This window comes from Microbulbifer sp. TB1203 (assembly GCF_030997045.1).
GTDB lineage: Bacteria > Pseudomonadota > Gammaproteobacteria > Pseudomonadales > Cellvibrionaceae > Microbulbifer.
On record NZ_CP116899.1, the window covers coordinates 32,634 to 52,442 of the forward strand.

The 19,809-nt window shown below is 52.6% G+C and carries 20 protein-coding genes; 19 read left to right on the forward strand and 1 reads right to left on the reverse strand.

What is annotated here, in order from left to right; translation table 11 throughout:
* Positions 1–14 precede the first annotated feature (14 nt).
* Entirely contained in the window at positions 15–1,997 is a 1,983-nt protein-coding gene (locus PP263_RS00100) for a choline BCCT transporter BetT (RefSeq protein ID WP_308366356.1), read from the reverse strand.
* 110 nt (positions 1,998–2,107) lie between these two features.
* On the opposite strand from PP263_RS00100, the gene arfB reads away from it, so the two are divergent.
* The 19 genes from arfB to apbC all read left to right on the forward strand — a co-directional run bounded on the left by arfB (position 2,108) and on the right by apbC (position 19,789).
* Complete coding sequence (arfB, locus tag PP263_RS00105; RefSeq protein WP_308366357.1) at positions 2,108–2,521, forward strand: alternative ribosome rescue aminoacyl-tRNA hydrolase ArfB; 414 nt, start codon at positions 2,108–2,110, stop codon at positions 2,519–2,521.
* Between the two features lie 131 nt (positions 2,522–2,652).
* Positions 2,653–3,705: an Ldh family oxidoreductase gene (locus tag PP263_RS00110; protein ID WP_308366358.1), complete on the forward strand. Its 1,053-nt coding sequence runs from the start codon at positions 2,653–2,655 to the stop codon at positions 3,703–3,705.
* Between the two features lie 751 nt (positions 3,706–4,456).
* On the forward strand, positions 4,457–5,668 hold the full coding sequence (locus PP263_RS00115; RefSeq protein ID WP_308366359.1) for an OprD family outer membrane porin: 1,212 nt from the start codon (positions 4,457–4,459) through the stop codon (positions 5,666–5,668).
* Positions 5,669–6,286: 618 nt separating this feature from the next.
* Positions 6,287–7,648 carry an ABC transporter substrate-binding protein gene (locus PP263_RS00120; RefSeq protein ID WP_308366360.1) on the forward strand — a complete coding sequence of 454 codons (1,362 nt, stop codon included), beginning with the start codon at positions 6,287–6,289 and terminating at the stop codon, positions 7,646–7,648.
* Positions 7,649–7,713: 65 nt separating this feature from the next.
* Entirely contained in the window at positions 7,714–8,661 is a 948-nt protein-coding gene (locus tag PP263_RS00125; protein ID WP_308366361.1) for an ABC transporter permease, read from the forward strand.
* Positions 8,640–9,323, forward strand: coding sequence for a hypothetical protein (locus PP263_RS00130; protein ID WP_308366362.1), 684 nt, complete (start codon positions 8,640–8,642; stop codon positions 9,321–9,323). The genes PP263_RS00125 and PP263_RS00130 overlap by 22 nt, the downstream gene beginning before the upstream one ends.
* A gap of 157 nt (positions 9,324–9,480) precedes the next feature.
* Positions 9,481–10,335: an ABC transporter ATP-binding protein gene (locus PP263_RS00135; protein WP_308366363.1), complete on the forward strand. Its 855-nt coding sequence runs from the start codon at positions 9,481–9,483 to the stop codon at positions 10,333–10,335.
* Positions 10,335–10,934 carry an SCO family protein gene (locus PP263_RS00140; protein ID WP_308366364.1) on the forward strand — a complete coding sequence of 200 codons (600 nt, stop codon included), beginning with the start codon at positions 10,335–10,337 and terminating at the stop codon, positions 10,932–10,934. The genes PP263_RS00135 and PP263_RS00140 overlap by 1 nt, the downstream gene beginning before the upstream one ends.
* Entirely contained in the window at positions 10,931–11,422 is a 492-nt protein-coding gene (locus PP263_RS00145; RefSeq protein WP_308366365.1) for a copper chaperone PCu(A)C, read from the forward strand. The genes PP263_RS00140 and PP263_RS00145 overlap by 4 nt, the downstream gene beginning before the upstream one ends.
* Positions 11,415–12,089, forward strand: coding sequence for a c-type cytochrome (locus PP263_RS00150; protein ID WP_308366366.1), 675 nt, complete (start codon positions 11,415–11,417; stop codon positions 12,087–12,089). The genes PP263_RS00145 and PP263_RS00150 overlap by 8 nt, the downstream gene beginning before the upstream one ends.
* 129 nt (positions 12,090–12,218) lie before the next feature.
* Complete coding sequence (locus PP263_RS00155; RefSeq protein WP_308366367.1) at positions 12,219–12,989, forward strand: GntR family transcriptional regulator; 771 nt, start codon at positions 12,219–12,221, stop codon at positions 12,987–12,989.
* The gene (locus PP263_RS00160; RefSeq protein ID WP_308366368.1) at positions 12,989–14,719 is read left to right on the forward strand and encodes a fumarate reductase/succinate dehydrogenase flavoprotein subunit; all 1,731 of its coding nucleotides are present in this window, start codon (positions 12,989–12,991) and stop codon (positions 14,717–14,719) included. The genes PP263_RS00155 and PP263_RS00160 overlap by 1 nt, the downstream gene beginning before the upstream one ends.
* A gap of 28 nt (positions 14,720–14,747) precedes the next feature.
* Positions 14,748–14,981, forward strand: coding sequence for a ferredoxin family protein (locus PP263_RS00165; protein ID WP_183459287.1), 234 nt, complete (start codon positions 14,748–14,750; stop codon positions 14,979–14,981).
* A gap of 8 nt (positions 14,982–14,989) precedes the next feature.
* On the forward strand, positions 14,990–15,964 hold the full coding sequence (locus tag PP263_RS00170) for a HEAT repeat domain-containing protein (protein WP_308366369.1): 975 nt from the start codon (positions 14,990–14,992) through the stop codon (positions 15,962–15,964).
* Positions 15,965–15,966: 2 nt separating this feature from the next.
* Positions 15,967–16,305 (forward strand): ferredoxin FdxA, encoded by a 339-nt coding sequence (gene fdxA, locus PP263_RS00175; protein ID WP_308366370.1) that lies wholly within the window; start codon positions 15,967–15,969, stop codon positions 16,303–16,305.
* A gap of 129 nt (positions 16,306–16,434) precedes the next feature.
* Positions 16,435–16,755, forward strand: coding sequence for a gamma-butyrobetaine hydroxylase-like domain-containing protein (locus tag PP263_RS00180; RefSeq protein WP_308366371.1), 321 nt, complete (start codon positions 16,435–16,437; stop codon positions 16,753–16,755).
* Complete coding sequence (locus PP263_RS00185) at positions 16,748–17,776, forward strand: putative sulfate exporter family transporter (protein WP_308366372.1); 1,029 nt, start codon at positions 16,748–16,750, stop codon at positions 17,774–17,776. The genes PP263_RS00180 and PP263_RS00185 overlap by 8 nt, the downstream gene beginning before the upstream one ends.
* A 23-nt stretch (positions 17,777–17,799) precedes the next feature.
* Positions 17,800–18,573 carry a ferredoxin--NADP reductase gene (locus PP263_RS00190; RefSeq protein WP_308366373.1) on the forward strand — a complete coding sequence of 258 codons (774 nt, stop codon included), beginning with the start codon at positions 17,800–17,802 and terminating at the stop codon, positions 18,571–18,573.
* 121 nt (positions 18,574–18,694) lie between these two features.
* Positions 18,695–19,789: an iron-sulfur cluster carrier protein ApbC gene (gene apbC, locus PP263_RS00195; protein WP_308366374.1), complete on the forward strand. Its 1,095-nt coding sequence runs from the start codon at positions 18,695–18,697 to the stop codon at positions 19,787–19,789.
* Positions 19,790–19,809: the final 20 nt, after the last annotated feature.

Here is a 19,809-nt window from a genome sequence, read left to right on the forward strand (position 1 = left end):
ACCGCAGATGTCTTTCAGCGAACCGTGTGCAAAAACTGCAAATGACGCTCGTACTGGGCGAGGATATCGGTGAGCAACTGGTCCCTGGTCCAGCCCATGACGTCGTAGTCCTGGCCGCCTTCCTGCAGGTGCACTTCCGCGCGGAAATATTTTTCCGGGGAGCCGTCGTCCACCTCGTCATTCAGTTCCGCGTCAGGATTGGGAGCGCTGGGCTTCAGGTGGGCCTTGGGATGTATGCCGTAGATGAAATCGATTTCCCCGCTCTGGAGCACTTCCAGGCAAACGGAGTGATTCACCCGGCTGACCGTTGCGGAAAAGCCGTTTTTCTCCATCTCGCTGGCAAATTCCTGCAGCGTCGGTTCCCCCACCTCGCGAATATACTCGCGAACTTCCTCCAGCGAGGGCAGGCGCACCAGGTTTTTCAGTCGCCGCTGCCAGGAGACGGGACTGCCCAGGCTGGCGGGAGCCACCGGCGCGCTCAGTGCAATCCGCTTGGCCGTGTCCCTGCGCAGAGCCGCGATCAGCCCGTATATGGCCACCAGTAGTATCACGGAGAAGGGCAGGGCGCTGGCAATCACCGCCGTCTGCAGGGACTGCAGCCCGCCGGCCAGCAGCAGGGCGATGGCCACAACACCGATCAGGCCGCACCAGAAGATGCGCTGCCATACCGGTGTATCGTCGCGTCCGTGGGAGGAGAGCATGTTCACCACCATGGCCCCGGAATCCGCCGAGGTGACAAAGAAGACCACCACCATCACCACGGCTAGCAAGGAAAAGAACCCCGGCATGGGGAACTGTTCCAGGAACTGGAATAGCGCCAGCGACTCGTTCTCGCTCACTATCCGGCCCAGTGAGGTCAGCCCCTCATCCAGAATCATATGAATGGCGGAATTACCGAACACCGTCATCCACAGCAAGGTGATCCCAGCGGGTACCAGCATGGCGCCGACAATAAATTCGCGAATGGTACGCCCGCGGGAGATCCGCGCGATAAAAAGCCCTACAAAAGGCGACCAGGACATCCACCAGCCCCAATACAGAATGGTCCAGCCCCCCAGCCAGTCGGTGGGTGCGTAGGCGTAGAGATTGAAGGTGCGGCTCACCATTACCGAAAGGTAACTGCCGAAGTTCTGCACGAAGGTCTGCAGCAGGTACACAGTACTGCCGAGCAGCAGCACCATCATCAGCAGGAATATCGCCAGCCCCATATTCAGCTGCGACAGCCGTTTGATGCCCAGGTCCAGGCCCATCACCACGGAGATGGTGGCCAGGATGGTGGTGATCACGATCAGAACCACCTGCGGCCCCGTGCCCACCGGAATATCGAACAGATGATTGAGCCCGGCGTTGATCTGCAGCACGCCATAGCCCAGAGTAGTGGCCACGCCGCACACGGTGCCGACAATGGCAAAGACATCCACCGCGTGGCCAATGGGGCCGTGGATGCGCTCGCCGATCATCGGGTAGAGCGCCGAGCGCAGGGTGAGCGGCAGATCGTGGCGGTAGCTGAAATAGGCCAGGATCAGTGCGACGATGGCGTAGATGGCCCAGGCGTGCAGCCCCCAATGGAAAAAGGTGAGCACCATGGCTTCGCGCGCGGCAGCCACGGTGCCGGTCTCACCCACGGGGGGTGACAGGTAGTGCATCACCGGCTCGGCGACACCGAAGAACAGCAGGCCGATTCCCATACCGGCGGAAAACAGCATCGCGAGCCAGGAGCCGTACCCGTAATCCGGTTTCGCGTGTTCGGGCCCGAGCCTGATCTCGCCGAACTTGGATACACCGATCGTCACTACACTGATCAGGACGATCGCCACTACCAGTACGTAGTACCAGCTCATATTGGCCACGATACCCGCCTGCAGAGCCTTGAAGCGTGCGGTGGCGTCGTCGGCGAATAGCACCGCGTAGGCCACCAGCAACAGCAGTACCCCGGTGGCCGTGTAGAATACCGGGGGGTCGAAATGGGCTTTTTTGTCCCCTTTGGGAGGTTTCATGGCTGCTATTCCTCGGTGCTGCTTGCGAGCGCGGCGGGTTAAAATAGCGCCTTATTCTAACGTAGCTGATCCCATACTTACATTTTTCGCGAATAACCAGATGTTTTTTCATGATTGAAATTTCTAGAGATCTGAAAATATCCGAATCCGAGGTGGAGCTGAGCGCGGTGCGCGCCCAGGGCGCCGGCGGCCAGAATGTCAACAAGGTGGCCAGCGCGATTCACCTGCGCTTCGATATCCGTGCCTCCTCGCTGCCGGAGGAAGTCAAGCAGCGTCTGCTGGCCCTGCGCGACCGGCGTATATCTTCCGATGGTGTGGCAGTAATCAAGGCCCAGCGCTTCCGCACCCAGGAAAAAAACCGCGCGGATGCACTGGAACGGCTGTGCGCCCTGATCGAGAAGGCGACACGGACGAGCAAGACGCGCGTCGCCACTAAGCCTGGCAGAGCCGCGAAAGAGCGGCGGTTGCAGAACAAAACGCGGCGGGGGCAGATAAAGGCGTGGCGTGGTAAGGTCAGTGAATAGTGGCGGGTGGTTGGTGGTGAGTGTAGGGTGCGCCGTGCGCACCATTCGGAGCGGATGTGAGCTCCAGCACTTCCCGGTGCGCACGGCGCACCCACGGCTGCGGTTCACAAAAACATCGAAGAGGAGCTTTTATGTCTGTGCGCTACGACGCCGGTGAACTGCAACAGTTTGCCACCACACTCTTCCGGCGCGCGGGCCTCACCGAAGAACGGGCCTCGGTGATGGCCAATGTTTTCCTGCAGGCGGATTTGCTGGGTTTCACCACCCACGGCCTCAACCGGGTGGCGAGCAACCTGCAGTGGCTGCTGGATGGCGAATCCCGACGCGAGGGGGAGCCGCGGGTGCTCGCCGACCGCGGCAATTGCTTTAACTGGGATGCGGACTTTCTGCCCGGCCCCTGGGTGCTCACCCAGGCGGTGGAGCAGGCGCTGGAGAGGCTGCCGGAGCAGGGAATGGTCACCGCCACCATTCGCCGCAGCCAGCATATCGCCTGCCTGGCTGCCTATCTGCCGCCAGTCGTCGAAAAGGGTTACGTGGCCCTGCTGACCTGCTCCACCCCATCGGAGAACACCGTCAGCGCCCAGGGCGGCATAGACCCGCTGTTCTCCGCCAATCCCATCGCCTTCGCCGCTCCGGCGGGGGATTACCCGCTGCTGTTCGATATCAGCATGTCGGTCACCGCCGGCGGCTATGTCAGCCGGGCGCAACGGGAGGGCAGGAAGCTGCCAGGCGAATACCTCAAGGACAGCGAGGGCAACCTGTCCGACGATCCGGCCGCCTTCGAAAACGGCGGCAGCATCCTGCCGGTGGGCGGCGCCGATCACGGTTACAAGGGAGCGGCGCTCAGCGCCATGCTGGAGGTGCTGTCCATGGCCCTGGGCGGTTACGGCCGGGGAGACGAGGAATCGAAAGGAGACGATGAGGCCAATTCGGTATTCCTGCAGATTATCGATCCCCAAGCATTCGGCCCGCAGGAGGATTTCCTGCGCCAGACCAGGGCGCTGTGCCACCTGTGGGAAAACAGCCGCAGCGAGGGCGACTCCCCGGCCCGCGTGCCCGGCCAGCGCGCCTGGGCCGCCCGGGCGCGGCAGTTGGAAGAGGGGGTGGAACTCTACCCCTCCATCATGAAGGACCTGGAGCCCTGGGCGGAAAAGTTGAATGTGCCCCGACCCAAACCTCTTTGAAGATTTGCGGGAGCCTGCTTGCAGGCGAATAGGGCCGTGGAACGTCAGTCTTCGTTCCGGAAAAGGCTGGTTGAAAGGAGTGACCGGCAATGACCCATCTGACGGCTTGATTCAAGCACTGCCGTCATCAAGTGAAATGGAATCAAATCCAGTCGGGTGCTCACGGCCGAGCCGATCTCCTCCATGGAGGGATTGATGAATACCCATAAGCGGCCCAGTATTTTAGGAAAAAAATCCATGATCTTTCCCGGAAAGGGATGGATACCCTGTTAAGCGAGAAACTGCGATAGAAGTTATCTCTCGGCATGATCATCTAACCCCAGCCTCTCTCTCAGTAGAGACACTGCCGAAAGCTGCTTTCGAATACCTCGGTGCACTCTTCCCATCGCCTATCTGAAAATATTTGATCGCCCTTTTGTAATTCGCTACTGAACTTGTACTAGTCGTTATAAATCCGTTGCCCTGCTTGCATGAATAGTTTCCGCTCTGCGGGCATTGTTGGGCCAATGTAGGGCGTTCAGCGTCTGATAGAGGTCGGTAGACAACTGGCGGGTTGGTAAATAAACGAGCTAAAAAGTAATGAAATACAAGGCCTTGGTGTCAGCGCAGGTCTCCAATCCGGTTTTGGCATAGAAATCGCTTTATTAATCCTGAGTCGTTATATCTTATTAGTACAAGTGGACTTCACGCAAACCGGGGCATTGCTCAGCTGTGACGGAGCAGGCTGAAATTTTCAGATTATGGGGGTTACATGAATACAATCAAAAAGCTGATCCTGCTTGCAGGGGTGTCGGGGTTCTCTACGCTGGCATTTTCCGAAGATCAATTAAGGGACATATTTGATAACGGAAGCCTGGATGGAAACATCAGAGCCTATTACAACACCCGAGAGTATGAGGATCGTACCGATGAAAGTGCATTTTCCTTAGGAGGAGCGCTACGCGCTGAGACCGGTAAGATGGGCCCAATCAAGATCGGTGCAGGATATTACACCGCTCAGGATCTCGGTACGAATGACGACGACCCAAACAAGGTGAACAGCCGTTTGGGCAGCGATCTGGAAGTGTTGGGAGAGGCCTATCTGAAATTTGACGCTGGCCATTCCGTAGCTACCCTGGGTCGACAGAAAGTCAATACGCCTTTTGCCAACTCCGGCGATGCTTTCATGATCCCATTTACGTTTCAGGGGTACAGCGTTACCAATAAAAGCCTGAAAGATATCACCTTCGAGGCCAACTACCTTAGTGAGATCAAGAATCGTAATAGTGAAACATTTGTGGATATAGGTTCCTGGACGGCGAGCAGGTACGGAGCTGCTATCCCCTCCGAAACAGGTAGATTGGCTAACCTGGGAGCGGTATACGGAGCTGGGCCTATAAAGTTGGAAGCATGGTTTACCCGGGTTTCGGAGTTCTTTGACACCCTGTACCTCAACGGTAGCTACAGCGCTTCGATATCCCCCAGTATCAAACCCTTTGTGGGCGCGCAATATGCAACACAACGTGAAAGCGGTGACGAAATAGTTGGCAGAGTCGATTCAAGACTTTACGGTGTTAAGTTTGGTACGACAATGGGAAGCTCAAAGGTCACTTTGGCCTATAACAGTGTCGCTACGGAAGAATCCGCTTTTCGTAATGGTGCATTTTTGGCTCCTTTCAGTTTCTCCACCAGCCCGCTTTATACTAACAATATGTTGGAGACCATGGAGAACGTAGATGCCGGTAAGGCATTCAAGGTAACCTTCAATCACAGTTTTTCCAGCAAAGTGGATGTAAAACTCAGTTATGCAACATTTGATTTCGATCAGGTGCCGGATCGGGAGGCGACCGACTTGGACGTGGTTTATGCACTTGACCAGTATCTGGAAGGTTTATCCTTTCGATGGAGAGTGGAGCTGGTGACGTCCGATGTCGATTCTGTTGAACAGATCAATCACCGGTTCCAGACCCAGTTTGCCTTCTAAAAAAGTGCCGCCGCCGGCCGACGCGAGCCCTTGAAATACAAGCAATTTCACCGGGCGGCCATCCGCGAGTATTCCGCGGGCGACAACCAAATAGATCAGGGATGTTCTGTTTGGTTGCCGGGCTAATAGCAAGTCCATCGCCCCAGGGGCACCTTCCTGTTCTCTTTCATCTCGACTCCTGAAAAATCAGGGTCCCGCGCGCTCCGACTCCCGAAATACGAAACTTTCAGCAGCGGTAGCCTTCCTTATTCTAACCAACTGTATGACTGTTCTTCGTAATGTGGTGTCCCGTGTCATCTTTTTCACCTCGATAGAGATACTACGGGATGAGTGATCTGTCTTACTTGTATTGGCCCGGCGACAGGCATGTAGGCCGACTGTGCGCTTATAGGGTGCGGTATTGATGCGCGGGCGCAATAGCGGGGCATTTTCCTATATGGGGGAAGATTCTCTAAGGAATTAAAAAGATTCTGAGCTCCCTAAAAAAGATCTATGAATTAATGACTTATACACTCGGAGGTGCGGGGGACGGGTTTCTGGCACGGCTTATGCAACTACTAGGTAGGTCGTTATAACATGGCAATACAAGTTGGGTAATAACCTTACCGGGGGATGACAATGACAATAACCAAGCTATTCACAGCAATATTTATGGCCGCGGCTCTGACGAATACGGCGAGCGCCGAGACGATACGCATTGCGATAGGGCATCAAAGTATGTGTACGGACACCTACACGGCGGGTATCGTCGTTAAGGAGTTGGGGCTGTTGGAGAAGCACCTTCCCAGGTCAGGGAAATATACTGATGCTGATTACGAAATTTCCTGGAGCGATTACTCCTCTGGTGGCCCAATTACCAACCAGATGATGGCTAACAAGTTGAACTTTGGAGTAATGGGTGATTACCCACTGATTGTGAACGGGGCCAAGTTCCAGGAAACAAAATCCTTACGCACCAAGTATATCGCCGGTACTGGCTATAACCTGAAAGGTAGTGGTAATGCCATTGTCGTTCCGGTCGATTCCGATATTTACACCATTGATCAACTCGCAGGCAAGCAAGTATCGGTTCCCGTAGGGAGCGCAGCTTGGGGGATGCTGTTGAAAGCTATGCAGGACGAAGGGATTCCCGCAAAGGACTATGCCTTAAAGAATCAAAGCCCCGCCGTAGGAGCAGCGAATATAGCCTCCAGCCGAATTGATGCCCATGCGGATTTTTGTCCCTGGTCTGAGTTAATGGAGTTCAGGGGAACCGGCCGCAAAATATATGACGGTAGAGAGACAGGCATACCTTATCTTCATGGTGTCGTTGTGCGTGAAGACTTTCTGGATCAATACCCTGAAGTTGCTATTGCTTTTATTAAAGCGGTGCATGAGGCGGGGCAATGGATCAAGGCAGATCCAGTCAAGGCGGTTGCTATGATGGAGAACTGGACCGGTGTCGAGAAAGAAGTGCTCTATATCTATTTTTCAGAAGGTGGACATCTTACGCTCGATCCAACCATTAAACCAAAATGGGTAGAAGCCCTGAAAGCGGATCATGGTGTCCTAACTAAAGAGATGAATATGCCCCCACTCGATTTTGAGGAATGGGTGACGGAAGACTACCTGAAAAAAGCTTACTCCGATCTGGGTATCGATTACGACGCGGAAAAGAATACTATCGTTGATCCTGGTGTTGCCAACGCACAGCTACCGGTGGAAATCTGGCACTCCAGAAACGGCATCATATCCTACGCCTCAATAGATGATTTTTTGAGGGCTATCAAAGAGTTCAGGGAGACAGGTGCAAAATTGAACGCTACCTACGTATACGATGAAGCAACGGGACTGAAACTTTTCGGTAAAACCGCTTTTTTTGTCAAATCTTCAGACGGTTTCAAAGCCTTCCTGAGAAAACCGGATGCCGATACCTATGCAATGAAGAACAAGGGCATGGTTATGCAACTGGAACAGGCTATCGAAGGTTACTCCAGTTAAATTGAGATGTCGGCAGCGATATAAATTATCCGCTGATTCTAGAACGTTAGTGAATGGTGGCAGTAATGAGTACATTGTTATCTGATAAAGCTATCAGTATGGATATCCCTAAGGATTACGACAGGCCGGTCGATCCTGTCAAGGATGGATCCGAAATTGGTAATGCTTCGGTTCAAGGGAATGAAAGCGCCATTGAAAACAAATCTGATAGACTGAGTGGCCTGTTTTCAAGATATTTTAATCTCGATAAGATCAAGATGGTTGGTATTGGATCCCTGTCGATAATAGCAGGGGTATTGATCTGGCATTACGCAACCAAGTACAACTTTAACTATTTCATTAACTTTGAAAATGTCCCGTCTCCGGGAACGGTCGGGTCTGCTTTTCTTGTGCATGGTACTGATTCAGAATTTCATACCCATGTTCAGGTTAGCATCAAACGAATACTCATTGCCTACTCGCTCGCGGTAATCCTGGGAGTTGTGATTGGGGTTATGGTTGGCAGGTCCCGATCCGCGAGAGCCGCCGTTCTTCCATATATAGAGGTGCTTCGGCCCATACCGGCAGTTGCCTGGATTCCCCTGGCCATTCTTATGTGGCCAACAGAAGAGTCATCCATTATTTACATTACGTTCCTGGGGGCGCTGTTTCCGATCATCCTCAATACCGTGCACGGCGTTGAACAGACGCCCAAAGTGCTAGTGCGGGCAGCCCTGTCCTTGGGGGCCAAACGTCTGGATATCTTCTGGCATGTGGTGTTGCCGGCAGCTCTGCCCAGTATCGCTGCAGGGCTTGCCATTGGTATGGGGGTAAGTTGGTTTTCGCTGCTGGCGGGAGAAATAATTTCCGGCCAGTATGGTATCGGATACTTTACCTGGAACGCCTATTCACTGATTAATTATCCCGACATTATCGTTGGAATGCTTGTTATCGGCGGCCTGGGGTCCTTGTCCACATATCTGGTCCGTCTGGCTATGGCTCCATCACTGCGATGGAAAAAAACCACGCACTAGCTGGCGACTATATGAGGAGATTCAGGATCAGCCTTCGTCTGGCCCGAAGAAATAAGGCTCTTTGTCTTGGTGCTGGCGCGGGATTAACGCTGCTGTACTACATAGTGTTGCTTTCGGCACCGATGATCAAATTCCAACAGTGGCCAAACTACGTTACTACTTATGACTGGCTCGAGAATGTGGGAAGAATTATCGCCTCTACACCATCGTGGTCAGACAGACTGGTGATAATTAACGATGAATGGCTGTTTGAGATTGGATACATGAACTACGACTTCGGCATAGGGATATCGCAGTGGAGTTTATTTGTAGCACCGATAAAGGTATTGGAGATAATGATATTCGGCGCTCTTCTTGGGGTGCTTTTCCTGATTGTCCGTAGCATCGGTGAAGCCAGCTGTTCAAAGCGGAATCTGTGGGCCGCGAAAGCCACGGGGGGAGTAGGTGCTGGCCTTGTTGCGTTGACCTCGATTTCACTTTCCTGGGTGGTCTGTTGTGCTACCCCAAGCTGGGTGGTCGGCCTGGCCATGATGGGCTTAGGGGTCTCAACTTCCTTATGGCTTGAACCCATAGGGTGGTGGCTGCATATGGCCGGATTGGGATTGTTGTTATCAGCATTATATGTTGCCGCTGGATATTTACCTGATATAGATAAAACGTAGATGCTCACCCCGACAGCCCCCTCTCCGCTTTTGGGGGAGAGGGTTAGGGAGAGGGGGAGCCAGTCAGCGCACCTCCCCGGCCCCTCCCCCCGCAAGCGGGAGAGGGGAGAGTAGTTACGATAAAACTAGAACCTAGATCCTGGAGTTGGAGCAAGTAATGAATATGAAGCTCGTAGTGGAGTCGGATCCAAGAATGCAACCCGGTCGAAAAAAGGCGGCCGGTCGGGGGCATATAGAAATTGATAACGTCACAATTGATTTTAAATCAGGGGCAACCTTCAATAGAGCCGTTGAAAAAACCAGCTTAGACATACAGCCAGGGCAATTTGTCTGTATTCTCGGGCCGTCAGGCTGTGGCAAATCAACTTTACTTAATTCTGTCGCAGGCTATGTGAAGCCGACCACCGGCCAGGTGTTGGTGGACGATCATCCGGTGACCAGCCCGGGGCCGGACCGGGGAATGGTATTCCAACAATACTCGCTATTCCCGTGGAAAACCGTTCATCAAAACATAGCATTCGGTCCAAAGTTGGCCGGTCATAGTTCACGTGAATGTGATTCCATTGCCAATACCCTGTTGTCGATGATAGGGCTCAGCAAAATCGCCAATAAGCTGCCCGGCGAGCTGTCCGGTGGTATGCAACAAAGGGTCGGCATAGCTCGAGCTCTGGCTAACTATCCCGATGTGTTACTAATGGACGAGCCTTTTGGTGCCTTGGATGCTCAGACCCGCCTGATTATGCAAGAGAGCCTGCTGGATATCTGGTCGGAATTTGAAATCACGGTACTGTTCGTAACTCACGATGTTGATGAAGCGATCTTCCTGGCTGATAGAATTTTGATTATGAGTACCAGCCCGGGGTCCATTATCGCCGACCTGAGTGTGAATTTGGAGAGGCCGAGAAAGGGCGAGCTGGCGACCAGCGATGAGTTCGTTAGGCTTAAGCGAAAGTGCCTTTCATTCATTCGCGAGGAGAGTCTTAAGGCATTTTCGGGGTCGGGAGAGTGGTAATGAGAGTTATATGGGCACTTGTTTCCTGTCTGATTCTTTGTGGATTTTCAGAAGCACATGGCTCAGGAGAGCGAACCCGGATTTTCAAGGATTCCAGGCCACTTCCCGAGTTTTCACTGCTGGACCAACACAAAAGGATCTACGACTTGGATCGGCTGAAGGGACGGTGGACGCTGATATTTATCGGTTTCACATCATGCCCTGATGTTTGCCCGGTAACCCTCATGAAGCTGGAAGCCGTTCGAGCAGAGTTGGGATTGCAGTTTTCACCGGCGCGAATTCCGGAAATCGTATTTCTGGCGGTGGACCCGCAGCGGGATGCGTCGGTTCTGGCGGAATACCTGGCCCATTTCCACCCTGACAATGTCGGCATTACGGGTCCGGTGGAGCAAATTGATACCCTGGTATCCGGCATAGGTGGCTTTTACCGGCTGGGAGAACCCCGGCCCGGCAGTGCGCACTATGACGTTACGCACACCGCAGCCATAGCGGTAATCAATCCGAAAGCGGAGCTGGTAGCGGAGGTAAGCCAACCTCTCGATGTACAGGAAGTTTCGGAATTTCTAACTCATTTGATCCGAAAAAGGAAAAGGTCATGAGAGCGCTGTTACCAGTGTGTACCTTCGCTATTACCCTGGCGATGACCCATTGGGTAAGTGGTGCTGAGCGGAAAGATACTCACTCTACCGCTGAATTGACTGTTGCTGATGCCTGGCAGCCAGACGTACCTTCTTTGGTGAGGGCGGGCTATTTTACCTTGACAAACACTTCATCAGAAGAAATGACTCTGATTGAGGTGATGAGTTCAGTATTTGAGTCAGTTGAGATACATCGCTCCGTGGTGGTGGAGGGAATAGCAGGTATGGAGGCATTGGAGCGTCTGAGTATAGCGCCTGGAGAAACAGTAAAGTTTGAACCGGAATCTCTGCATCTAATGATGCAAAAACCGAAGCGGACGCTTGGCGAGGGTGACCATATTGACGTCGCTCTGGTGTTCAGCAACGGTGCAACCAAATCATTCACAATGCCTGTCAAGGCCCGCCTGGCAGGGTATGGCTCAGCATCCCATGAAGCGCATCATGAGTAAGCCCCTTTTCCTGCAACTGCCTCTTGTTGCTCTGGCCCTTTTGGGTGGAGCTATTGGCAATGCGGGAATGATTGATAAGAAGGGGATGGCACCTTGGGAAACCTGTGCTCTGTGTCACGGCGCGGACGGGATTAGCCATGTGGACAAGTTCCCCAAGCTCGCCGGGCAGAATGAAGCTTACATTGTTCGCCAGGTTTTGGATTTTTCAACGGGTAGAAGGGATAACGACAACGGCCAGATGCGTTCAATTCTCTCTGAACTGGAGCCGGGTGAGCTGGAACGTGTCGCCAGCTATTTTGCCCAGCTTCCCCCACCTGAGGCCGGTTTGGAGGACCTGGACGCTCCCCTGGATAACAAGCGCTACAAGTTGGGGCGATCAACATTCTGCACAGGTCGGGACGATGTCCCTGCCTGTGTCGGCTGTCATGGCAGCGGTGACCCTTCGATACCATGGCTCGACGCTCAACACCGTCAATATCTGCGTAAACAGATTATTGATTTCAGGGAGGGTGTGCGTAACAACGATAAGGGTATGGCAATGCAAAATGCGGTCAGAAAGCTTACCGGGGAGGAAGTGGAAGCCGTTGCTTATTACTTGTCATTGACGCGTTTTGAGCGCGAAAAAACAAGTTCTTGTGCACTTCAACAGAGCACAGAGGTGCACTAAAGAAAGGCATGTTTGAATAGGTTTTAGTAGATGCAGTGGTTAGACAAAATTTCTCTAAAATTAGCTTATATTTTACTTGTTATAACAAGTCATAATAAGTAATATAGAAGACTACAGGAGGCAGAATCTATGAAACCACTGCAACCGAAAGATATGTCGCATCAACCGCTTTATCTTCAGATAAAAGAAGCGCTGAAGAGGCAAATCCTCGCGGGAGAATATGCGCCTTATCAGCGTATGCCCTCGGAAAGTGAGCTAATGAAGAGCTTCGGCGTGAGTCGCATTACTGTCCGGCAGGCTCTGAGAGATCTTCATAGTGAAGGGCTTATTTTTTCAGCGCAGGGAAAAGGTACCTTCGCCAGCAAACCCAAGGCGACTCAGGACATTAAGCACTTACAGGGATTTGATGAGGCAATGAAGCCTCAGGGCTATGAGACCTCTGCACGCCTGGTCAGTATTCGCGAAACCAGCGCAAGTAAGAATGTGCAGGAAAATCTGGGGGTTACCGCCAAAGAAAGGGTAGTGGAAGTTGTGCGTGTCCGATACCTCAACCGCGATCCGGTGTCAGTAGACAGTTCCTACTTTCCGATGTCTATTGGTGCAGCGCTTTTTTCGAAGGATCTGAGCCAGGACATCTTTCCGATGCTCGAAAATCAGCTGGGAATAGAGCTCGGCGAGGCTGAAATAAGCCTGGAAGCGCGCCCCGCAGATGCGGACGTCGCCAATTTTCTGAGAATAGAACAGGGCAGCCCGATTATGTGGGTGGAGCGGTTGACCCGTGACAGCACTGGCAAGCCCATTGATTTCGAATATCTCGCTTTCCGCGGTGATTCCTATAAATATCGCTTCCAAATACAACGCGATCCTTCAAAGAACGCTCCCATCCAAGAGGATAAGTAATGGCAATTCCTGATGACATAAAAGTTATGGATGTTGATGTATTGGTTATTGGTGGCGGCACGGCCGGACCAATGGCTGCCGTAACCGCAAAAGAAAAAAATCCAGACGCGAGCGTCATGCTTCTGGAAAAGGCCAACGTTAAGCGTTCCGGGGCCATCAGTATGGGTATGGATGGTTTGAACAACGCCGTTGTACCCGGCCATTCAACGCCGGAAGACTACGTAAAAGAGATCACCATAGCTAACGATGGGATTCTCCTTCAAAAAGGCGTCATGGCTTACGCCCAGCGTTCCTACAGCATGATTCAGAAGCTGGATAAATGGGGTGTTTACTTCCAGAAAGATGAAACTGGCGAGTTCGACATGAAAAAGGTACACCATTTGGGTACCTACGTGTTGCCAATGCCGGAGGGGCACAATGTCAAAAAGATTCTCTATCGTCGCCTCCGGCGCCATCGGGTCAAGGTCGAGAACCGCTATCAGGCAATCCGCCTTCTGAAGGATGAAGCCGGTGTGGTGAGCGGCTGTATCGCGCTGGGTACGCGGGACGCCGAAGTGATTGTGGTTCGGGCAAAGGCGGTGATCATGTGCAGTGGCGCGGCCGGCCGTATTGGTCTGCCGGCGTCAGGCTACCTGTTCGGCACCTATGAGAACCCCTCCAACTGTGGTGACGGCCACTCCATGGCTTACCATGTGGGTGCCGAACTGACCGGTTTGGAATGCTACCAGATCAACCCCCTGCTCAAGGATTACAACGGACCGGCCTGTGCCTATGTTACCGGGCCCCTGGGCGGCTATACCGCCAATGCCAAGGGCGATCGCTTCATAGAGTGCGATTACTGGAGCGGACAGATGATGATGGAGTTCTACAATGAGCTCCAAGGCGGGAACGGCCCTGTGTTCCTTAAACTGGATCATCTGGCCGAGGAAACCATCCAGGAAATTGAGCACGTTCTGCACACCAACGAGCGCCCCAGTCGTGGCCGTTTTCACGATGGTCGTGGTACGGACTACAGAACGAAGATGGTGGAAATGCATATTTCGGAAATTGGTTTTTGTGCCGGCCATTCCGCCTCGGGAGTTTGGATCAATGAAAAGGGCGAGACGAGTGTGCCGGGCCTGTACGGAGCTGGCGATATGGCGTCTATTCCCCACAGCTATATGCTGGGGGCTTTCGTTTACGGAGAGATCTGCGGCGAAAATGCGGTGGAGTTTGCGCGCGAGCGCGATGTTCCGAAGCTGGATGAAGACTACATTATTGCGGAACGAGATCGTATTCTGGCGCCGTTAAAACGCACTGACGGAATACCGCCCAGCCAGTTTGAATACAAAGTTCGACGTTTGGTTAATGACTATCTTCAGCCACCCAAGGTAAGCAAAAAAATGGATATCGGACTTGCCCGTATACGGGCAATGGAAAATGATATTCCCTATTTGTACGCCCGTGATCCCCATGAGCTACTGCGTGCAAATGAAGCGCAGCACATCTTTGATTGCGCACAGATGGCGGCAGTTGCATCCCTTTATCGAGAGGAGAGTCGCTGGGGGCTGTACCACAACTATGTCGATCACCCCGAGACGGACAATGAAAACTGGTTCTGTCATGTCCAGTTGTTCAAAGATGAGAACAATAATATGACGTGTCGTAAGAGGGAGATTGAGCCGTACGTTGTAGAGCTCGATGACGAAGAGAAGAATGCCTATCAACAGTTGCGAGTGCAAGCCGGCTAACCATTAGCGGACATTCAGGAGAGAGTTTATGCCAACTGCATCCCAGATTTCTATGGTTCCTGTCGTCGTGGATGACGATAAATGTATCGCCGATAAGGGTTGTCGAACCTGTATCGACGTCTGCCCGTTAGATGTGTTGTGGATCAATGAAGAGACCGGAAAAGCGCACATGAAGTACGATGAGTGCTGGTACTGCATGCCCTGTGAGGCGGATTGCCCGACAGACGCCGTTACGGTGAACATTCCTTATTTGCTGAGTTGAGGTGAACGATGTCTGATTATTCAAACCCTTTGTTGGGTTCATTGGCCGAGCGCTTGCGAGACTCCGATCCAGGTATACGTCGGGTGGCGGTGCTGGACCTGGTAGACAGTCCGGAAGAAGAAGCTGTCGGGTTGCTCATTGCCGCCTTGGGTGATGAAGATGAGGCGGTAAGGATGGAAGCGGCAAGAATGATTGATGAGTTCGAGCCGCGCGACATGATGGATGCTCTCGTAGGGGCTTTAACCTCAGAAGACCAGAACGTGCGCAATGCCGCCGCCAACGCTCTGGCCGACTTAAAGGACGATGATGCTGCGCCGGCCCTGATAGAAGCGCTTCAGGAGAGTGATCCTTTTGTGCTGGCTTCTATTCTTCGCTCGCTTAAGCAACTGCGGCTCAAGGAAGCCAGGCCGCACGCGCTCCAGTTTCTGGACCATCCCGATGCCAATGTGCGGCGGGAAGCGGTCGGCGTTCTGGGCTACCTACAGGAAAATGAAAATCTGCCGCAGTTAATATCTATCGCGGGTACGGACGCCGATCCGGAAGTGCGCCGCGCAGCTATCGGCACTCTGGTTTACGCTGATCCGGGTCAAGTGGAAAAAGCACTGATTAATGGCCTTTCAGACGCTAACTGGCTTGTTCGGTCAGAAGCGGCCAAGAGCATAGGCCGCTTGGGTGTTGCGGCGGCGGTCGACTCGTTAATGGCAGCGGTTACGGATGACGCAATGTGGCAGGTTCAGGAAAAGTCAGCGGAAGCCCTGGGTAAGATTGGTCTGGCCGCCGCTTTGCCGGCCCTGGCCAAGTGCGCCTCCAATCCCATCAGCAACCTGCGCAAGGCGGCGGTAGCCGCTACCGGTGAGATTGCCCGGCCGGAGGGGATGCCTATTGTCGAAGAGGCCCTTAATGACAACGATCCGGATGTCAGGAAGCTGGCTCGATGGGCCAAATCAAAAATTGAATCCAATGTGGCTGGAATTGGAGGTTAGTTATGACGTTCGTTGTAACCGAGCAATGCATCAGATGTAAATTTACCGATTGTGTGGATGTTTGCCCTGTCGATTGCTTCCATGAAGGCCCCAATTTCCTGGTGATTGACCCGGAAGTCTGCATTGACTGTGCTCTGTGCGTTCCTGAGTGTCCGGTCGATGCAATCTTCGAGGAAAGTGAGTTGCCGGAGGAGTTTGTCGACTTTATCGAAATCAACGCTGAGCTGGCCACGCGGTGGCCAGAGATCTCTTCGACGAAGGATCCGTTACCGGATGCGGATGACTGGGCTGATAAGCCTGATAAGCGTCAGTTCTTGGTATTGGACGCTGAGCAGGTTTAACTTTGCAGCAACTTGTCATAACAAGTTGTTGCAAGTCTCGCGTCGAGGCGCTTTGTATGTCGCACTTAAGCTCAAGCACGTCGGGGTTTGAAGGCAGCGGATGGCTCGCTCAGAGATAGAGGTGTACGCATGAATGAAGTGTTGTATCCACCGGTCCAGGTCACCCTCGATAAAGCCGCGGGTGAGCTCAGAATTGTCTGGAAAGGCGGAGAGAAGAGTCATATCGCCGGAAGCGAGTTGCGCCGTTATTGCGCCTGTTCCAGCTGCCGGGCCCGGAGGGTGGTGGGTGTTGTGCTTGTTACAGAGTCAACCGAAATGCGCTCAGCCAGGTTAATGGGGAATAACGCGCTGCAGATTGAATTTTCCGATGGCCATGATCGCGGGATCTACCCTTGGCCCTATTTGTTCGCCATAGGCCAGGGACTTGCACAGGATTATCTTGATGAGTGAATTGGAGGCTGTAAAAACAAGGTATATTTGGAGGTCCGCCACCAGCGCCAGAAAAAAAATCATCGAGTACCTTCCGGGGATATCGTTTTGTCTGTTACTTGTTTTGGGGGCCAGCTACCTCTCTGATCATTATGGAACGTCAAAAATACTCGGAGCGCTGCTTCTGGGCATGGCGTTCCAGGCTATATCCCAGTATCAAGAGTTTTCCCCGGGCCTGGATTTCTGCGCAAAAACGGTATTACGGGCTGGCGTGGCGATTCTGGGAATCCGGATTAGCTTCGATCAAATGACAGAGTTGGGAGTCGCGCCACTGATACTGGTCAGCACAGTGGTGACCGGCACCATAATATTTAGCATAGTTCTTGCCAGGCTTTTTAAGATTGACCCTGTCAGGGGCACTATTTCGGGCGCAGCCGTTGGAATCTGCGGAGTTTCCGCCGCACTGGCCGTGGCATCGGTACTGCCGAGCAACAAGGCAATTGAAAAGCACCTGTTGTGTACTGTTGTAGCGGTAACCGGTATCAGCACCGTCTGCATGATTCTCTACCCAGGGCTGCTGACCAGCATGGGAATGACAGCGGAACAGATGGGGTTGTTTATCGGCGCGAGTATTCATGACGTTGTCCAGGTTTTTGGCGCAGGTGAGATGATCTCGCCCGACGTTGCAGAGTTGGCCACTTATACAAAGATGCTACGGATCGCCTTGCTCGTACCCACAGTGGTCATACTGGCACTGATCTATCACAGGCCTGAGGCGAAAGTCGGTGGTTTTCGTCGAGTAGTCCCTCCGTTTCTCATAGCGTTTGTTGGTTTTGTGATCCTCGCAAACGCCCAGGCTCTTCCTCAAGAGGGTACAGTCCTGCTCGGTGATATTTCGCAAGCCTGTCTGTGGATGGCGATGGCTGCATTGGGGGCCAAAACCAACCTGGTCGACCTCTGGCGTATTGGTGGAAAGCCGTTGTTGTTGATAATCATTAATACCCTGTTCATTGCGGCGATGTCTTTGCTTTTGATTATTTAAATAGATACGAGAGGAGATTTGACGTGGCGAATTTAATGAAAGAGAGTATTACTGAAGTACACCACTGGAACGACACGTTGTTCAGTTTTAAGTCGACGAGGGATAGATCATTCCGGTTCAAGAATGGTCACTTTACCATGATTGGCCTGGATAATGGCGGCCGCCCCCTGGTTCGTGCTTACAGTATTGCCAGCGCCAATTACCAGGATGAGCTGGAATTTTTCAGCATCAAAGTCCCCGATGGTCCGCTGACGTCGCGACTTCAACATCTTAAGGTGGGTGATGAAATATATGTTAGCAGTAAGCCAACAGGGACTTTGACGATCGACAACCTGCTCCCGGGAAAGAATCTCTACTTGCTAAGTACAGGGACCGGTCTGGCGCCTTTCCTGAGTATTATTCGGGACCCAGAGACCTATGAGGCATACGACAAAGTCATCTTGACGCACGGTGTTCGGAGAGTTAACGAGCTGGCCTATAGGGAACTGATTACTGAACATTTGCCAGAGCATGAATATCTGGGAGATGACGTCAGGGAGAAGCTTATCTATTACCCGACTGTGACCCGGGAAGATCACCAGTACCAGGGTCGGTTGACGGATCTGATTAATTCCGAAAAGCTGTTCGATGATATTGCTATGCCGCCTTTCAATCCGGAGGTGGATCGCGTGATGTTATGTGGAAGCCCTTCTATGTTGAAAGACTGCGCTGGAATTCTGGATGGTCTGGGCTTTACAGAGACTCATCATGGCAAGCTGGGAAGTTATGTCATTGAGCGAGCATTTGTCGAATCTTAGATATTGTTTCATAACGTAGCGTGCGCACGGGTGGCTTTACGGTTGCCGCTGGACTGTGGCTGGGATATTCACCGAACACGTCGCACAGGATGCCAGTTGGTACAGAAAGGTGAGGACGCTTATGTCAGAGGTAACTGAAGCAAGTATACGCAGAGTATTGGGAGAGATTGGGTATACCCCCTTTGGCTCCAGCTACAATGAACTGGATGCTATAGAGTCAATCAATATTGGTGAAAGTGGCGTGGAGCTGTATCTGAAAATCGGTTTGCAGATGCAGTCGAAGAGTAACCTTTTGGCAATGACACTCAGCAATGAACTGGAGAAAGCCGGTATCCCGGGTGTCACCGTGCATATCAACGGTGAGGTATTTACCTCACCATTGATCGCCCGCCAGGGGAAGCTCAAGGACGTCAAAAACATTATTATGGTGGCGTCGGGGAAGGGGGGCGTAGGTAAATCGACAACCTCTGTGAATCTGGCGCTGGCATTACAGGCTGAAGGGGCCAAGGTAGGGATACTGGATGCGGATATATATGGCCCGAGTCTGCGCACTATGTTGGGAATCGATAACGACATAAAGCCGGAGCTTGTGGATCAGAAATATGTAAACCCAATCAGGAAATACGGTTTGAAGTCCATGTCGGTTGCGTTTATGTCGGAGGATAAAACGCCGATGATATGGCGGGGGCCAATGGCGGTGAGGGCCCTGCAGCAACTGTTGGAAAATACTCTATGGGAAGACCTGGATTACCTGATAATCGATATGCCCCCCGGAACGGGAGATATTCACATATCTCTGGCGCAGAAAGTTAATGTATCCGCCGCGATAGTGGTTACTACTCCCCAGGAAATGGCGGTAATTGATGCGCGCAAGGGGCTGGAGATGTTCAACAAGGTTTCAATCCCGGTATTGGGGATTGTAGAGAACATGGCCTCACATCGGTGTTCAAATTGTGGTTTCGAGGAAACCGTCTTCGGCTCCGGTGGGGCTCAGTACCTGGCTGACAATTACCAGGTGCAGTTGCTCGGATCTCTGCCGTTGGATAAGCGAATCAGAGCTGATGTGGATGGCGGTTCGCCTACAGTGGTTGCGTCGCCCGGCAGTACATTGGCGCAATCCTATATTGCGCTTGCTCACAAGGTAGGCATTGAACTTTGGAAGACCAATCGGCGCGGTGCTGCTGCGCCCGAGATACAAATTGTTGATTCACTATAGATTAATGAGGCTTTAGAACC

Excerpts from the sequence above, each read along its gene's own strand:
- PP263_RS00145 (WP_308366365.1), top strand. The coding sequence starts at position 10,931 with ATGAGAGCGCTGTTACCAGTGTGTACCTTCGCTATTACCCTGGCGATG.
- fdxA (WP_308366370.1), top strand. The coding sequence starts at position 15,967 with ATGACGTTCGTTGTAACCGAGCAATGCATCAGATGTAAATTTACCGAT.
- PP263_RS00180 (WP_308366371.1), top strand. The coding sequence starts at position 16,435 with ATGAATGAAGTGTTGTATCCACCGGTCCAGGTCACCCTCGATAAAGCC.
- PP263_RS00155 (WP_308366367.1), top strand. The coding sequence starts at position 12,219 with ATGAAACCACTGCAACCGAAAGATATGTCGCATCAACCGCTTTATCTT.
- PP263_RS00150 (WP_308366366.1), top strand. The coding sequence starts at position 11,415 with ATGAGTAAGCCCCTTTTCCTGCAACTGCCTCTTGTTGCTCTGGCCCTT.
- apbC (WP_308366374.1), top strand. The coding sequence starts at position 18,695 with ATGTCAGAGGTAACTGAAGCAAGTATACGCAGAGTATTGGGAGAGATT.
- PP263_RS00160 (WP_308366368.1), top strand. The coding sequence starts at position 12,989 with ATGGCAATTCCTGATGACATAAAAGTTATGGATGTTGATGTATTGGTT.
- PP263_RS00135 (WP_308366363.1), top strand. The coding sequence starts at position 9,481 with ATGAATATGAAGCTCGTAGTGGAGTCGGATCCAAGAATGCAACCCGGT.
- PP263_RS00100 (WP_308366356.1), bottom strand. The coding sequence starts at position 1,997 with ATGAAACCTCCCAAAGGGGACAAAAAAGCCCATTTCGACCCCCCGGTA.
- PP263_RS00125 (WP_308366361.1), top strand. The coding sequence starts at position 7,714 with ATGAGTACATTGTTATCTGATAAAGCTATCAGTATGGATATCCCTAAG.
- PP263_RS00140 (WP_308366364.1), top strand. The coding sequence starts at position 10,335 with ATGAGAGTTATATGGGCACTTGTTTCCTGTCTGATTCTTTGTGGATTT.
- PP263_RS00120 (WP_308366360.1), top strand. The coding sequence starts at position 6,287 with ATGACAATAACCAAGCTATTCACAGCAATATTTATGGCCGCGGCTCTG.
- PP263_RS00110 (WP_308366358.1), top strand. The coding sequence starts at position 2,653 with ATGTCTGTGCGCTACGACGCCGGTGAACTGCAACAGTTTGCCACCACA.
- PP263_RS00130 (WP_308366362.1), top strand. The coding sequence starts at position 8,640 with ATGGAAAAAAACCACGCACTAGCTGGCGACTATATGAGGAGATTCAGG.
- PP263_RS00165 (WP_183459287.1), top strand. The coding sequence starts at position 14,748 with ATGCCAACTGCATCCCAGATTTCTATGGTTCCTGTCGTCGTGGATGAC.
- PP263_RS00170 (WP_308366369.1), top strand. The coding sequence starts at position 14,990 with ATGTCTGATTATTCAAACCCTTTGTTGGGTTCATTGGCCGAGCGCTTG.
- PP263_RS00185 (WP_308366372.1), top strand. The coding sequence starts at position 16,748 with ATGAGTGAATTGGAGGCTGTAAAAACAAGGTATATTTGGAGGTCCGCC.
- arfB (WP_308366357.1), top strand. The coding sequence starts at position 2,108 with ATGATTGAAATTTCTAGAGATCTGAAAATATCCGAATCCGAGGTGGAG.
- PP263_RS00115 (WP_308366359.1), top strand. The coding sequence starts at position 4,457 with ATGAATACAATCAAAAAGCTGATCCTGCTTGCAGGGGTGTCGGGGTTC.